General features: G+C 41.1%; 12 protein-coding genes. 3 read left to right on the plus strand and 9 right to left on the minus strand.

The window, feature by feature from the left end; genetic code table 11:
* Positions 1 to 255: 255 nt before the first annotated feature.
* On the minus strand, positions 256 to 1,689 hold the full coding sequence (locus ACFW0C_RS02455) for an MFS transporter (RefSeq protein WP_378105067.1): 1,434 nt from the start codon (positions 1,687 to 1,689) through the stop codon (positions 256 to 258).
* A 396-nt stretch (positions 1,690 to 2,085) separates the two neighbouring features.
* Between ACFW0C_RS02455 and ACFW0C_RS02460 the strand changes: the two genes are divergently transcribed.
* The 3 genes from ACFW0C_RS02460 to ACFW0C_RS02470 are packed head-to-tail and all read left to right on the plus strand — an operon-like array spanning position 2,086 to position 3,939.
* The gene (locus tag ACFW0C_RS02460) at positions 2,086 to 3,012 is read left to right on the plus strand and encodes a VOC family protein (RefSeq protein WP_378105070.1); all 927 of its coding nucleotides are present in this window, start codon (positions 2,086 to 2,088) and stop codon (positions 3,010 to 3,012) included.
* A 14-nt stretch (positions 3,013 to 3,026) separates the two neighbouring features.
* Positions 3,027 to 3,644 (plus strand): alpha/beta hydrolase, encoded by a 618-nt coding sequence (locus ACFW0C_RS02465; RefSeq protein ID WP_378105071.1) that lies wholly within the window; start codon positions 3,027 to 3,029, stop codon positions 3,642 to 3,644.
* A 22-nt stretch (positions 3,645 to 3,666) separates the two neighbouring features.
* Positions 3,667 to 3,939: a DUF896 domain-containing protein gene (locus ACFW0C_RS02470; RefSeq protein WP_378105073.1), complete on the plus strand. Its 273-nt coding sequence runs from the start codon at positions 3,667 to 3,669 to the stop codon at positions 3,937 to 3,939.
* 152 nt (positions 3,940 to 4,091) lie between these two features.
* On the opposite strand, the gene ACFW0C_RS02475 is transcribed toward ACFW0C_RS02470, so the two are convergent.
* The 8 genes from ACFW0C_RS02475 to ilvB all read right to left on the minus strand — a co-directional run bounded on the left by ACFW0C_RS02475 (position 4,092) and on the right by ilvB (position 15,348).
* Positions 4,092 to 5,840, minus strand: coding sequence for a carboxylesterase family protein (locus tag ACFW0C_RS02475; protein WP_378105075.1), 1,749 nt, complete (start codon positions 5,838 to 5,840; stop codon positions 4,092 to 4,094).
* A gap of 111 nt (positions 5,841 to 5,951) precedes the next feature.
* Entirely contained in the window at positions 5,952 to 7,418 is a 1,467-nt protein-coding gene (locus ACFW0C_RS02480; RefSeq protein WP_378105078.1) for a glycoside hydrolase family 1 protein, read from the minus strand.
* 37 nt (positions 7,419 to 7,455) lie between these two features.
* Positions 7,456 to 9,357 carry a beta-glucoside-specific PTS transporter subunit IIABC gene (locus ACFW0C_RS02485; RefSeq protein WP_378105081.1) on the minus strand — a complete coding sequence of 634 codons (1,902 nt, stop codon included), beginning with the start codon at positions 9,355 to 9,357 and terminating at the stop codon, positions 7,456 to 7,458.
* A gap of 204 nt (positions 9,358 to 9,561) precedes the next feature.
* Positions 9,562 to 10,494 (minus strand): PRD domain-containing protein, encoded by a 933-nt coding sequence (locus ACFW0C_RS02490; protein ID WP_378105084.1) that lies wholly within the window; start codon positions 10,492 to 10,494, stop codon positions 9,562 to 9,564.
* Positions 10,495 to 11,010: 516 nt separating this feature from the next.
* Positions 11,011 to 12,270 (minus strand): threonine ammonia-lyase IlvA, encoded by a 1,260-nt coding sequence (gene ilvA / locus ACFW0C_RS02495; protein WP_378105085.1) that lies wholly within the window; start codon positions 12,268 to 12,270, stop codon positions 11,011 to 11,013.
* 51 nt (positions 12,271 to 12,321) lie between these two features.
* Positions 12,322 to 13,332: a ketol-acid reductoisomerase gene (gene ilvC, locus ACFW0C_RS02500; protein WP_378105086.1), complete on the minus strand. Its 1,011-nt coding sequence runs from the start codon at positions 13,330 to 13,332 to the stop codon at positions 12,322 to 12,324.
* A gap of 64 nt (positions 13,333 to 13,396) precedes the next feature.
* Complete coding sequence (locus ACFW0C_RS02505) at positions 13,397 to 13,651, minus strand: ACT domain-containing protein (protein WP_378105089.1); 255 nt, start codon at positions 13,649 to 13,651, stop codon at positions 13,397 to 13,399.
* A complete protein-coding gene (ilvB, locus tag ACFW0C_RS02510; protein WP_378105091.1) occupies positions 13,648 to 15,348 on the minus strand; it encodes a biosynthetic-type acetolactate synthase large subunit in 1,701 nt (566 codons plus the stop codon). The genes ACFW0C_RS02505 and ilvB overlap by 4 nt, the downstream gene beginning before the upstream one ends.
* Between the last annotated feature and the right edge of the window lie 229 nt (positions 15,349 to 15,577).

Below are 15,577 nucleotides of genomic sequence, written 5' to 3' on the forward strand. Positions count from 1 at the left end.
TTTGCCGAGTTTGATTCTCGCACCCTGTAGTCGGGTTCGCTCGACCAGCTCAAGTCCATTTCGCAAATAGTCTGCGTGATGTGCCATCACTCAGCCTATTTACTCCAATGTTATTGAGCTAAGCGGTCTCTCTCGCACCCTGTTTTTCCTATAGTATATCAAATTCTACCTTTTAAATGTAAAAACAATTGACGTTCTTATAGTTTTTACCCTATTTGACCGTCAATTGTTTTCATTTTTATTTGAATTTAAAGATTAACCATTGTCAATTGTATGACCTAGGTCTTTTTGCATTTCGTGGTAGTCTTCTTTTGAGATATTAAACACTAATAAGTATGCAATAAACACCAAACCAAATCCAAATAATGGGAATAGGATTGACATGTTGTAGATTGCACTCACATTTGATGCGGTCCAAGTTGCTGCATTATTCAACTCTAATGAAGGGGCTGCGAATACAATTAATAACGGTACGGCTGCAGATGAGAATGCTGTACCGATTTTACGACAAAAGATATATGAAGAATATAGCGATCCGTCTGAACGGAAGCCTTGTTTCCATTCGTTGTAGTCAATTGCATCTGAAATCATTGCCCATGATAGTAATTGGAAACCGAATGTAAACATATTCGCGACTGCCATCAAACCAATCCAAACGTAAACATTTTCCACTGGGAATAATAACATTGTTCCATAGATTATCAAGCTACCAATTAAAGGTACAATGATGACTTGGCGTTTGCCAAATTTACGTACCAGTGGTGTAACCAATAACACCCCAATCGCTAAAGGTGCAATTTCAATAAGGGTGAACCACGAGAATAATGATCCATCGTTGTATTTAACTTGTAATGTCATTTGGTGTAATTGTGACGCTGAGTAGATGAAAATTGTTTGTGCTGTACCGGCAATAATTTGGGCGATTAAGGCACGGTTTGAGAATAATGTTTTGAAAGTTTTGAAGATTGACGGTTGGTTTTTGACTTGTTCCATATCTGGCTGTACACGTTCTTCTACATTTGAATATAACAAGAAAAATGAGATTAAAGCGACAACCCCTAACCCTAACATTACTGGGAACATTAATTGTCCTTGGAATTGTGATACAACTTGCCCATCAACTACTTTATCTTGATATACGATTAACGGAATAATCGCTACTGGTAATTTGGCAACCCCAGCACCAATTGAACGCGCTGTAGAAAGTTTTGTACGACCTTCAGATGCGTCAGTTACTACTGAGTTTAAAGTACCGTAAGGGATGTTTACTAAAGTATAAGCAAAGTCCCAAGCCACATAAGAAATGGCACATACAGCTAACTGCACCCCATAGCCCATTGATGAGGTATCAAAGTACATAAAGGCTGAAATGATTGCTAGTAATGGACCCCCAACTAAAATGAACGGTTTATACCGGTTACCTTTAAAAGGTTTAATCCGGTCAGAGAAATAGCCAACTAATGGATCATTCACAGCATCAAATACACGTGTCAGAATCATTAAAGCAGCAAAGTGTGTTGCATCAATTCCAATGTAAGATACATAGAAAATTGTAAGGTAGTAAGTTACAACAGAATAACTTAGATTACAGCCAAAGTCTCCAAAGAAGTAACCAATAATGTCACGAAAGCCAAATGGGCGCTTGTCAGTTGCATCCATCGTCGCCGAGTTTTCGTACGAGTTGCTCATGCTATTCCTCCTGTGTTTACGAAATTTACCTTCTGCACAATGTTACACGGCTATTTTACCAAATAAATTTGATAATTTTATTACATATTGCAACTTTACATAATCTTCACAAGAAACTAATATATACAATAAAGTATATCACTTAAGAAGTTTTCTTCTGTTTGAATAAACGCTTATAAAACTCAAAGAAAAAGACTTATTGATGGGCAATACAAACTTATTATTTGCCTGTATTCTTGAAGTTATCATATAAAAGACATTTCCATCACTTGATTCGAATTCGAAATGATGATATACTCGATTTATAAGTTAATTCGAATTAGAAATAAATATTTAAAAATGATGATTAATTTTTAAGTTCCTAACCAAAAACCCTATTTTTAAGGAGGTTTTCCCGTGACTGAAATCATTGAAAAATTGCACCATATCACTGCTATTGTTGGGGCCCCTAACCAAGTGTTGACATTTTACCGTGACATCCTGGGTCTTCGTTTAGTCAAGAAAACCCTAAATTACGACGACCCTTTCACTTACCACCTATATTTCGGTAACAATGAAGCTGACGCCGGGACCATCATTACCTTCTTCCCTTGGGAAAATAACCGCCTTGGTCAATTGGGTGACGGTCAAGTGGCGACCACTTCTTTTGCGATTCCAGCTGGCAGTTTAGATTTCTGGGCCAACCGCTTGGAAGCCAAAGGCATTCAATTTGCCCGCGGTAGCCGTTTTGACAATGAGACAATTCTCGTCAAAGATTTCCATCATTTGAATATTGAGCTGGTTGAAAAAAACTGGGGCAAGGCCAATACTTACGCAGTCGACGACATTACGCCTGAGACAGCTATTCAAGGCTTTGCTGGTGCGGTTTTATATAGCCATCGGCCTGATCACACGGTTGAATTGTTCGCCCAAGTTTTCGGTTGGCACAAGCTGGGCGAGGACGACCAATATATCCGTCTTCAAGCACCTGGAGAACGTAAGGAATGGCTAGATATCCGAAAAACTGCTGATTCTTTTGGTAAAATGGCTATCGGTACAGTTCACCACATCGCCTTTGAAGTGGCGGACGAAGAGGCCTTAACCTATTGGCTAGAAGTAGCCCAACAACGTGGTTACCACACTAGCAATATCAAGAACCGTGACTATTTCAAATCCTTATACTTCCGCGAGCGCGGTGGAATTTTAATTGAATTAGCGACTGCTGGCCCTGGTTTTACTTGGAACGAAACGGTTGAAGAACTGGGTAGCCAATTATTCTACCCAGCCAAACATGAAGCGATTATCGACCAAATTAAAGCCAAATTGACACCCCTAGATTTCTAAAAAGGAGTTCATACATGAGGTACGAACATATTTATCAACCAGGAGAAAACCCAGCTGAAGCCAACACCCTACTACTTCTACACGGTACAGGCGGAACTGAGCGCGACCTACTAGACATTGCCCAATTTATCGATCCCAAGGCCAACATCCTATCATTACGCGGTAACGAGCCTGAAGGTGCCATGAATCGTTTCTTCAAACGCCACGGTGAAGGCAACTTAGACATCGAAAACTTGAAATACCATGCCAAAGACCTGTATAATTTCATAGGAGCCTTGGCCGCAGAAAAAGGGTTCGATCCAGCTAAAGTGGTGCCAATTGGTTACTCAAATGGCGCGAATATTGCTGGCGGTGTTTTATACCTGTATGACAATCCTTTTAAGGGCGCGATTTTACTCCACCCTATGGTACCATTTAGAGATGAAACGATGCCAAACTTGACCCACACACCTGTCTTTATTGGTGCTGGCACCAACGACCCAATCTGTGCACCAAGCGAAAGTGAAGAACTTAAAACCAGCCTAGAATCAGCTGGTAGCCCTGTTACCCTTCATTGGGAAAACTATGGCCATTCCTTATCTATGCCTGAGTTACAAGCAGCGAAAGGATGGTACGCTACCGCTGTTGGCTAATACAAAAAAGGAATGATAATCAATGGATTCTGATCAATTACTAAAACGCATTAACGAGCTAGCTGCTAAGAAAAAAGCTAGCACGATTACTGAAGAAGAACTAGTGGAACAAAAAGAGTTGCGCCAAGTTTACTTGAAACAATTCCGTTCTGCCTTCAATGACATCATCTTAAACACTAAGGTGATTGACCCTGAAGGAACTGACGTGACCCCACAAGCCGTTCGTGACGCCAAGAAAAGACAAGAAGCTGAACAAGAAACAAAGAGTGAAAATTCAACTGACGCTGATAAATAGAATAATACATCACAAATACAGGACGAGACGCTTAGTAAATAGGTGTCTGTCCTGTATTTTTTTGTAATACCATAGTAAATAGGAGTGATAGTCAAAACGAGTGCTGAAGGACATTTCTAAAAAGTCCTCCAACACTAGACTAGTTAGGACTACTATTGATCATATTCTGATAGATGATGATATTTTTTATCTAATTCATAACTGAACCAACGTCCATTCATCACTTCAGATAATAAATCAGTCTTTTGTTCTTCTGTAATCGAACTATCATTTTCAATTGCGGTTAAAACTGATGCGTAATCAAATTCTTTCTTACCCATTTTTGCTGTTGCAACTGAATCATCAGCATCTAGGAACAATATATTTTCTTCTGCATCTTTCTGCCACGCTGTCCACTCAGGAAGGCTTTCGCCATTAGGATCACCACTACTGATAAATTCATATACATAATTCTGGAACATGACACTAAGTTCCTTAGCACCCTGTGATTCGTATGAATCCGTTACAAGTTCAGCATACGATTCACTATCAGTATCTAACAACGGTAAAAATACGCCATGAAAAGAACCAATTTTTGCCATTTCTTCACTGATATAATCAGGATTCTCACCAAAAAGTATTTCCATGCCATAAATAGGCGCATCGTAATTATTCGCCATTTTTATAGCAGAATCCTCTAGGTTGAACAAACTATATAATTGCCCACCATATTGATTAACAAAGTCATATTGACCAGATATATCCTTATCCGTATCAATAGAGCCATCACTAACAGCCTCAGCAAAATAAGGATCAAAACGACTAAATAGAGAAAACTCTTTCTCTCCAGTTAACATGATTAACGGCACTGAGTTATATGTTTCACTATCAAATCCCTCTAACGGAATGACAGTGCCATCATTATATAAATGGGGGAAGACCTCCATACGAATACCTGCATTGCGCATTAACCCAACTAACCGACTGCCATCAAGATTATATAGGTAATCTTTAACTTCTTTATCTGAAGTCAGTAACCATTTTTTCGCTTCATCTTCATCATTTTTTACACCATCTTCTACTACTAATGGTGCAATACTTTCAGCAAATACCTCCTGGCTCTCTTCCTCATCTGCGACTGTCATACCACCACTAAACGAAATCGCCTTATCAAACTTCCCTGCAAAAAGAGGTGAAATTAGCATGGCCATCACATCTCTTCCACCTGCAGAAAATCCAGATACAGTGATGTTATGACTATCGCCACCAAAATGACCAATATTAGTCCGAATCCAATCTAATGATTTTGCTAAGTCTAGCATTGCATAATTACCAGAATTCTCTTCATCACTCTCAGTTTTTAACGCCGGTAGAGGATTAAAGCCAAGCGGACCTAGACGATAATTTACTGAAACAACAATGGCATCATGTGAACTTACGAAAGATTTCCCTGAAATTTCCTGAGCCTGTCCTGTCTGATTATTTCCGCCATGAATATAGACGAGAACTGGTAGATCCTCCGTTTCATTATTTGACCGGTAAATATCCAAATTCAGTGCATCCTCTGACCCAATAACGCCATCTGCTCCTGCTTGTAAAGCCACATCACCCCCTTGAGTGGCATCAAGCGTTCCAGACCAAGATTGAGGATCAGTTGGTGCTTTCCATCGATTTTCTCCTGAAGTGTCTCCACCATAAGGAATTCCTTGCCAAATAAGCGCCTCACCCTCTTCATAGCCTTTAACACTACCAAACTGTGTTTCACGAATAAGTAAATCGGATCCGATTGCTTCAGAACTAGAGATATTTTCATTTGCTACATCTGTCGCATTTGATACTGTACTACTTTGTTGATTACATCCAGCTAATGTTAGAAGTGTTGTACCCAAAACTATCCATTTCATTTTATTTAAATTTTTCATTATTATCCCCCCGCCAAAGATATTTTTACCCATTCCTTATCTAAACAATTTAGAAAACCCTCAAAATCAGATTCTTTAATCCAATTTTGAGGGTCAGTAATTCAACGCTGATTAATCTAAAATATTAGCACCATTTGATTGAATGACGTCACGGTACCAGAAGAATGAATCTTTACGTGAGCGGTCAAAGGTACCGTTTCCTTGGTCGTCTGCATCTACATAGACGAAACCGTAACGTTTAGACATTTCTGATGTTGATGCGGATACTAGGTCTGTACAACCCCAAGGTGTGTAACCCATTAAGTCTACGCCATCTTCAATGGCTTCATGCATTTGTTGGATGTGTGACTTCAGGTAGTTGATCCGGTAGTCGTCATGGATTGAACCATCAGACTCGACTTTATCGAAGGCACCTAAACCATTTTCCACGATAAATAGTGGCACTTGGTAGCGGTCGTATAATTTGTTTAAGGTAATGCGTAGCCCAACTGGGTCAATTTGCCAACCCCAGTCAGATGCTTCTAGATAAGGGTTTTCTTCTGAAATAGAGAAGTTACCGGCAGTTGAACCTGCGCCTTGATCCGGATTGTGACGAGCGATTGATGACATGTAGTAAGAGAATGACATGAAATCAACTGGATGAGCTGCTAAGATAGCTTCGTCTCCATCTGCTATTTCCACGTGAATGTTGTTTTCTTTGAAGAATCGTTTGGTATAGGCTGGATATTTACCGCGTACTTGAACATCTGAGAAGAACAAGTTTTCGTGGTCCTTATGAATCGATTCCATCACGTCTAATGGGTTTGGCGTTGCTGGATAAGCTTCCATACGCGCTAACATCATCCCCACTTTTAAATCTGCCTTCAATTCATGGGCGTATTTAGTCACTAATGATGACGCCACAAATTGATGGTGAGCTGCTTGGTACATGTCTGATAAGTTTTGTTTACCATCTTCAAATAATAAGGCACCACCTACATAACCTGAAATCCCCATAATGTTAATTTCGTTGAAAGTTAACCAGTATTTTACTTTATTTTGGTAACGTTCTAAGACTGTTTGGCCGTATTTGACGAACAAGTCAATCACTTCACGGTTCTTCCATCCACCATAATTTAAGGCAATGCCGATTGGTGTTTCATAGTGAGATAAAGTCACTAATGGCTCAATGCCATATTTTAAACATTCATCAAAGACTGCATCGTAGAATGCTAAACCTTCTTCATTTGGTTCTTTGTCATCACCATTCGGGAAGATACGAGACCATGCAATAGATAAACGGAAAGTTTTAAAGCCCATTTCAGCATACAAGGCAATATCTTCCTTATAGCGGTGGTAGAAGTCAGTTCCCCAACGTTTAGGGTATAAACCTTCTTGGTCTTGTAAGGCGAATTCTACACGCTCACGGTTCATGGGTGCAGCGAAATCCGACATATTTTTCCGGTCCTCAGGCGCTACCGCTACCGCCGTGTCAGAGGTCGCTGGCCCACGTCCGCCTTCGTTCCACGCACCCTCAAATTGATTGGCTGCAGTTGCCCCGCCCCATAAAAATCCTTGTGGAAATGCCTTGTTTGTCATGTAATCCCTCTTTCTTTAAACCTTTAGTTATCTATGTTTATGCAAATACTTCAATTAATTCGTCAGTAAAACCTACAGCGCCTGCTTGAGTTGTCGCCACGTTGGTGTAAGCCGGTGTGTTAGTGATAATAACCGGTGTAGTCACTTGGTAGCCAGCAGCCTTAATTGCTTCAATATCAAAGGATACTAACGGATCACCCGCCTTCACATGGTCACCTTGGGTAACATGTGCTTCATAGAATTTTCCTTCTAATTCAACTGTATCCATACCAATGTGAATTAAAATTTCCACCCCATCATCTGTGATAAATCCAATTGCATGTTTCGTTGGGAAAAGGATTTGTACTAATCCGTCTGCCGGCGCTGTAACTAAGCCTTCACTTGGTTCAATGGCAATCCCTTGACCCATTGCTCCAGTAGCAAATACTTGGTCATCTAACGAACTTAAAGGCACGATGTTCCCTTGTAATGGGCTGTTTAAGATTTGGTCTTTTGCGTCAGATACACTTGCAGATACTAAAACCGGTTGGTCATCAGTCGCTGTTACTTCAGTTGCGTTAGTAGTGTCGTCATCTCCGTATAAAGTAGGTACTCTAACAAACATTTGTACTGCAAAGGCAATGACAATTGCTAAAACTGTACCAATTGCTAAGTGGATTACTGAGTGGAATGAACCTGTTGCTGGGTCAATGTACGCTGGATATAAGAAAATACCCATACCGCCCATTGCGTAACCAGTAACGTTGAAGATTGATAAGTAAACGCCGACAATACCTGAAACAATACATGAAATGATAAATGGTGTACGCATTGGCAATGTGTAACCATAGATTGCTGGTTCAGTAACCCCAAAGATTGCTGAGATTAATGTAGGTAATACACCTTTTTTAACTTTGTCTTCTTTCGTTTTTAAGTAGATAGCTGCTAAGACACCAACTTGAGTGAAACATGGTAATACTGCAGCTGTTAAGATAACAGATGAGCCGTTTTGCGCCATATCCAAAATGGCAATTGGTACAAGCCCCCAGTGTAAACCGAACATGACCATTACTTGCCACGCTGCCCCTAAAACGAAACCGTAGATAATTGGGCTAAAGTCATAAACTGCTTGGAAAGCAATACCGATCCATGCTGAAGCTGTGTTGGCAATAGGTCCTACTAATAGGAAAGTTAATGGAATAGTTACTAATAAGGTAACCATTGGTACTGCGAATAATTTCAGTACATCGGGTGTGACTTTCTTCATGAATTTCTCAATCTTAGAAGCCACGTAGATCGCTAATAAGATAGGTAATACAGTATTGTAGTAGCCACCTGCTGGTAAGGTGAAGTTTAACCCAAAGATATTGGTTGCTTCAGTTAAGGATTCAGCTAAACCTGGATAAACTAATGCACCGGCAATGGCTACTGCTGTATAGGTATTCATCTTGAATTTCTTAGAAGCAGAAACCGCTAATACCATTGGTAGATATTGGAACAAGCCGTCCCCAATGGTATTCATCAAAAGATAGATGCCGGATGTTTGATCCACACCAGTAGCTGCTAATAAGGCTGTTACCCCTTTTAAGATACCAGCAGCTGCTAAAGCGCCTAGGAATGGTTGGAATAAACCAGAAACGATATCGATAAATTGATCGAATAAGTTACCTTTTTCACCATCTTCATCAGCGTCTACTTCACCACCATCAGCAAAGTTTCCCACCTTCAAGACTTCTTCATATACTTCTGGTACGTGGTTACCAATGACTACCTGATACTGACCACCAGCTTTCATCACTGTTACCACACCATCGCGTTTCTTCAAATATTCTGTGTCTGCCTTACTTTCATCTTTTAAATAGAAACGTAAACGCGTCACACAATGTCTAACTTCCTTAACATTTTCCTTGCCTCCGACTTTGTCGACAATATCTTCTGCTAATTGCGTGTATTTCGCCATTTTCTCTACTCCTCTTCTTTTATAAATCTGACTGACTAACGATATAAAAAAGACCCACAAATCTATTCCTGAAATACCTTAGGATGGGCGTATGTGTAGGGAGGTACACACACGCCTATCCTAAGCTACTAATAAAATAGAAAATGCAGGTCTTGCCGGCCGAACCGTAACGAATCCAGTATTTTTCCGTAACTAGATATTATTTTATTTTTCTTTATTAGCTGAATGGCTCACAAGATTGCCAATATGTAGGATTAAATATAATAATTCCATGTCATTGACTTGCCAGCCCTTAGTTTCTAATAGGTATTCCTTAATTTTATCGGCTGCTTCTTTCTCCTTGGGATAGGAAATGAAGGCCAATTCAACCATTCGGTCATTTTTCACCGAGTGGTCGTCATTATCTTGCTCTTGCCCCTGGCGTATTAAGTAGTAACGAATGTGGGTAACAAATCGCTGAAAATATACAGAATTTTCATCGATGTCGATATTCGTTGCGAACTGAACGATGCGAATAATATCGTTGGTCAATGCCATCTGTTCGTAAGCAGATTGGTTGGCCGTTCGGTCCAGTTGAGCATTTACGAAATGCAGGGTGATTGAGGCAACCTCTGTTTGCGGAAAAGTCGGTGACAATTTTTTTCGGACCAAGTCCACCGCTTCTTCAGCGATTGCATACTCTTTAGGGTAAATTCTTTTGATTTCCCATTGCATGGGGTTCATCAAATTGGGATCTTGTTTTTGCTGATGAATCGCAAACAAGATATGATCGGTAAGTGTGAGGAAGAGATTGGGATTAAAGGCTACATCCATTTTTTCTTTAAATAAGGATACGATTTTATAAATCCAATAAATTTCTTCTTCGCTAGCATTTGTCATCACCATCAAAATGTGTTCGAGATCAACGTCTCCTTCTGGATAATAACGTTTTTCAATGTTGTTGCCGTCGATTGGATCGCCAACCTTGGCTTGGAAGCCTAACCCTTTTCCAATTAAAATCATTTCACGTCCGTCATCATCACTTGAAAACACGACATTATTATTAATTCTCTTTACGATTTTAAAACAAGTTTCCCCACACCCTCTCTCGATGTATTGACGGGAACAAGTCCTTATATACAAAAAAGACCAGCGCATAAAAGTATAGCTATTAGTCCCAAGACTAATATGCGATAACTTTGATGCCTGGTCTTGCCGGCCGAGCCGTAACTAATCCAGTATACAGAGTACTTGTTCTTTATCTAATTGCAATATTACCTCGAATTGAAAGCGTTGTCAACCTTTTTCGAAAACGTTTTCTAAATATTTTTAAAAAGCGATAAATTAAGTTGACACGAGCAGTATTGAAGATTACTTACATTTTTATGTTTAGATAACGTGCAAGTTCATTGGATGTATATATTTTTCATTGTCTGCGTTAGATGCTCTGAGTCTGATCTTCTTCTGTCACATCTTAATAATAAAAAAACACCCTCATCGCTTTGAGGGTGAAAAAGGAAAAAACAAAAATGAAAGGATGATGCAATCTATTAGAGGTCTAGATTGCCTCAAAAACATTATAGCATGGTTCAAATAAAAATGAAAGCCTTTTTATGAAACGTTTTCAATGTTGCTATTATAGGATTTCCCTATCATTTGTGACCCGGTGAGTCATTAGACTAAGAATTCATATAATGTCGGATTTTCAGATACCGAAATGTAATTAGCATCAAAATTCTTCAACCGTTCTAATAAACCGGGGAGGGTTTCGTAATCACCCACTAGGATCCCAACAAGTGCTGGTCCATTTGACCGGGAAATTTTCTTGGTATATTCAAACTTGGCGATGTCATCATTTGGTCCTAAAACATCCGTTAAGAATTCTCTTAAGGCGCCTGGTCGTTGCGGGAAGTTCACTACAAAGTATTGTTTTGCTCCAGAATAAATCAAAGCTTTCTCCTCAATTTCCGCCATGCGGTTGATGTCGTTATTACCACCAGATATGATGCAGACAACTGTTTTGCCAACTAGGTCTTCGGCCATATTATCTAGGGCAGATACGGTCAAGGCGCCTGAAGGTTCGGCTACAATGGCTTGTTTAGTGTACAAGTCAATAATTGTCCCCGCAATCTTACCTTCTTCGATTGTTTCAATGCGGTCAATATTGTCTTTCGCGTATTGGAAGGTGATGTCCCCTACCTTACCAACTGCTGTCCCATCCGCGAATTTGTTGACTTTCTCAAGTGCTGTCGGCTGACCTTGGTCAAGGGCCAGTTTCATGGACGCTGCACCTGCTGGTTCAACGCCAACAATTTCAGTTTCGGGCATGGCTTCACGGACATAGGCAGAAACACCAGAGATCAACCCACCCCCACCGATAGGCACTAAGACATAGTCTGCAGTTTCCCCGTCGGCAGTTAGGCTGTGGTGGATTTCAACAGCTAATGACCCTTGGCCAGCGATGACATTTTCATCATCATAAGGTTCAATAAAGGTCATCTGGTTTTCAGCACCATATTCGTGCGCAGCTTGGCTACACTCATCGAAGGTATCTCCTTCAATCACAATATTCACATAATCTCCACCAAAATATCTGACTTGATTGATTTTTTGGGCGGGTGTCGTATTCGGCATATAAATCGTCGCCATTACTTGCTTTTCGTTACAAGCAAAGGCTACCCCTTGGGCGTGGTTGCCGGCTGAGGCACAGATAACACCTTTAGCTAGATCTTCTTCACTGAGTTCACTAATTGAATAGTAGGCACCTCTTAATTTAAATGAACGCACAACTTGCAAGTCCTCACGTTTCAAATAAATGTTGGCCTTATACTTCTCAGATAGATATTGATCATATTGTAAAGGTGTCTGCTTGACGACCGACTGTAATTTTTTGTAGGCACTCAGTACCTTCTCCTTATTGACGCTTTTGACCATGTAGTACCCCTCTCTCATCTTGACCTTTTTGTGATTGATTTACCTCCACTTTTAGTTGTTTGTGTCTACCGCATTTTCTTTAACGAACGGCATCATTTCGCGTAAGCGACCACCAACTTCTTCAATTTGGTGCCCTTGCTCTTTTTCACGCATTGCGTAGAAGTCTTTAAAGCCGTTATCGTAATCATCTGTGAAACGTTTAGCGAATGAACCGTCTTGGATATCCGCTAATACATCCTTCATACGTTCTTTCACGTCTGGTGTAATTAAACGTGGTCCTGATACATAGTCCCCATATTCAGCAGTATTTGAACATGATTTACGCATGTGGTCCATACCACCTTCATATAATAGGTCTACAATCAATTTCAATTCATGCATTACTTCAAAGTAAGCAATTTCTGGTTGGTAGCCAGCTTCAACTAAGGTTTCGAAACCTGCTTGAATTAAATGGGTGGTCCCACCCATTAATACAGTTTGTTCACCGAATAGGTCAGATTCAGTTTCTTCACGGAAGTCTGTTTCGATGATCCCAACACGAGTTGCCCCGATACCATCAGCCCAAGACATGGCTAAGTCGCGCGCATTACCTGTTGCATCTTGATATACCGCAAATAATGATGGCACCGCTGAACCTTTGGTAAATTCACGACGTACCAAGTGTCCAGGACCCTTAGGTGCAACCATGAACACATCAATTGAAGGATCTGGTTGGATGTTTTTGAAGTGGATGTTGAAACCATGGGCGAAAGCTAAAGCATTTCCAGCCTCTAAGTTCGGCGCAATTTCATTGGCATAAGTATCTTTTTGAATTTCATCTGGTAATAAAATCATAATGATATCCGCTTTTTTCGTCGCTTCTGCAACTGAATAAACATCAAATCCATCGTTACGCGCACGATTTGCAGAGCTACCTTCACGGATACCGATAATGACATTTTGGCCGTTATCCCGTAAGTTTTGCGCATGCGCATGTCCTTGTGAACCGTAGCCGACTACAGCGATTTGTTTACCTGATAATGCATTACTGGTCATATCTTTTTCGTAGTATACTTTTGCCATATTTTTTGCCTCCATATATGTTCTGTCGAGTGTTCTTGTGTCAATTCTTTGAAAAATAGCTTTCCTAGCCAAGCTCAGATGGGTCTAACTGTGTTGCACTCACCACATCCACTTGCTTCAATAATTGTCTGGTCAAAAGCGTCGCCGCTTCCAAATCTTGGAAATTAATCCCAATCGTAATATAGGATATCGTCGGATCGTCCGTCCCTGCTAGGGTTAAAGTGTCAATGTTATAACGCGGTTTAAGGACAACTTGTGTCACCCGGTTTAAAACACCAGGTCTATTCACTACTTTTAATCGGATAAATTGAAAGATCATGACAAGCCCTCCATTTCATTATTTGCCTTACCAGATGGCACCATCGGGGTAACCCGTTCGTACTTATCAATCAAGACTTCTAATACATAAGCCCCGTCATAAGCCAACATCTCATCTACCGCCACCTGCATATCCGCTGGGTCCGTTACCTTAGCCGCCTTCACGCCTAAAGCTTCCGACAGCTTCACGAAGTCTGGCAAGCTCGACCCAAATTCAGAATGTGAATAACGGTCTGAATAGAAAGCATGTTGCCACTGATGAACCATCCCAAGCACCGTATTATTTAAAATAATAAATTTCGGTTGAATGCCATAATGTTGGATGATATTCAATTCTTGGTTGGTCATTTGGAAACCACCGTCACCGATGATCCCTACAACAGGATGTTTCTCATCCGCCGCAAATGCTGCGCCAATCGTTGCCGGCACCCCGTATCCCATAGTCCCTAGTCCACCTGACGTTAAGTTTTGGCCAGGGAATTGGTAAGGATAATACTGGGCAGCCCACATTTGGTGTTGGCCAACGTCGGTCACGATATAGGCCTGACCGTCCGTCGCCTTCCCTAAGTAATCCAGTACTGCTTGTGGTCGAATCGCGTCTGTCATCTCAGGCACACGAGTAGGATGTAAGGCTTGGTTATCCGCTTGGTGAGCCAACCAGTCCGTCTTATCAGACCAGCCCTCAATACCCTCTTGTAAAAGGGCCTCCAAAGCCGATTTAGCATCTGCCAGTAAGGCAATATCTGGTTCCATAATCTTGCCAATCTCCGCTAGATCAATATCCACATGGATAATCTTGGCATCCGGCGCAAAATTGTCAGGATTAGAAGCCACCCGGTCGTCGAAACGGCTACCAATATTCAAGAGACAGTCTGTCTCCATCAAGGCCATATTGGCTGCATACGTTCCGTGCATCCCCGCTAGCCCTAAGTTTAGGGGGTCATCACTAGCAAGTAAGCCAATCCCTAGTAGAGTATGGGTTACCGGGATATTGTACCGGTGAGCAAAGTCGCGTAGTTCTTGGTGGGCTTCAGATTTCACCACTCCGTTCCCTACTAACAACAAAGGTTTTTCAGCTGCAAGTAAAGCTTCCTTAATCGCAGCTACCGCCTCCAAGGCTACTTCATGATCCGTGTTGTAGCCTGGTAAGTCGAAGCGATCATCAATATCTTCTAAAGCGACTTCCTGCACACCGATATCTTTCGGAATATCCACTAAGACAGGTCCTTTACGGCCGGAATTCGCTAAGTAGAAAGCTTCTTTGATGATGCGCGGAATATCTTTAGCATCTTCAACTTGATAGGCATATTTCGTGATTGGCGTCATTAAAGAGACAACGTCGGTTTCCTGAAAGGCGTCTTTCCCGATACCAGATGTCGTAACCTGGCCCGAAATGACGACTAGAGGCACCGAATCCATCTGCGCTGTCGCCACCGCAGTGACAATATTTGTCGCTCCCGGTCCACTAGTTGTCACCGCTACACCCACTTGCCCAGCCACGCGGGCGTAACCATCGGCCATGTGACCAGCACCTTGTTCATGACGGGCTAAGACGTGATTGACATTCTGGCGGAAAAATTCATCATATATATGTAAAGCTGCACCACCAGGATAGCCAAAAATAATCTCTGCCCCTTGATCTCGCAGGGCATTGACGAGCAATTCCGTTCCTATACTGGTCTTCTTCGTTCTCTCCACATGAGCACCCCATTTCTTTAAAATTTCATTTCCTTAATATTGAAAGCAATAAAAAAGGCATCCCACATACAATATGTGGGATGCCAAGTCCCACTCAACATCGAATAGGACTCAAATTAACAGTTGTTAATTCCAGTCCTACGTCACGATAATGACTACAATATTAAAATTCGCTGCTTTGAACGATTTCATAATGAGTGAAACTCCTTTCGTCTTTTTAATGATTCAA

It is taken from the genome of Aerococcus sp. NPDC058936 (genome assembly GCF_042741995.1).
Classification (GTDB): Bacteria; Bacillota; Bacilli; order Lactobacillales; family Aerococcaceae; genus Aerococcus.

What these genes read in the sequence shown, in the direction of transcription:
- ACFW0C_RS02505 (WP_378105089.1), bottom strand. Translation starts at nt 13,651, where the DNA reads ATGATCTTTCAATTTATCCGATTAAAAGTAGTGAATAGACCTGGTGTT.
- ACFW0C_RS02455 (WP_378105067.1), bottom strand. Translation starts at nt 1,689, where the DNA reads ATGAGCAACTCGTACGAAAACTCGGCGACGATGGATGCAACTGACAAG.
- ACFW0C_RS02465 (WP_378105071.1), top strand. Translation starts at nt 3,027, where the DNA reads ATGAGGTACGAACATATTTATCAACCAGGAGAAAACCCAGCTGAAGCC.
- ACFW0C_RS02480 (WP_378105078.1), bottom strand. Translation starts at nt 7,418, where the DNA reads ATGACAAACAAGGCATTTCCACAAGGATTTTTATGGGGCGGGGCAACT.
- ilvC (WP_378105086.1), bottom strand. Translation starts at nt 13,332, where the DNA reads ATGGCAAAAGTATACTACGAAAAAGATATGACCAGTAATGCATTATCA.
- ilvA (WP_378105085.1), bottom strand. Translation starts at nt 12,270, where the DNA reads ATGGTCAAAAGCGTCAATAAGGAGAAGGTACTGAGTGCCTACAAAAAA.
- ACFW0C_RS02470 (WP_378105073.1), top strand. Translation starts at nt 3,667, where the DNA reads ATGGATTCTGATCAATTACTAAAACGCATTAACGAGCTAGCTGCTAAG.
- ACFW0C_RS02490 (WP_378105084.1), bottom strand. Translation starts at nt 10,494, where the DNA reads ATGCGCTGGTCTTTTTTGTATATAAGGACTTGTTCCCGTCAATACATC.
- ACFW0C_RS02475 (WP_378105075.1), bottom strand. Translation starts at nt 5,840, where the DNA reads ATGAAAAATTTAAATAAAATGAAATGGATAGTTTTGGGTACAACACTT.
- ACFW0C_RS02485 (WP_378105081.1), bottom strand. Translation starts at nt 9,357, where the DNA reads ATGGCGAAATACACGCAATTAGCAGAAGATATTGTCGACAAAGTCGGA.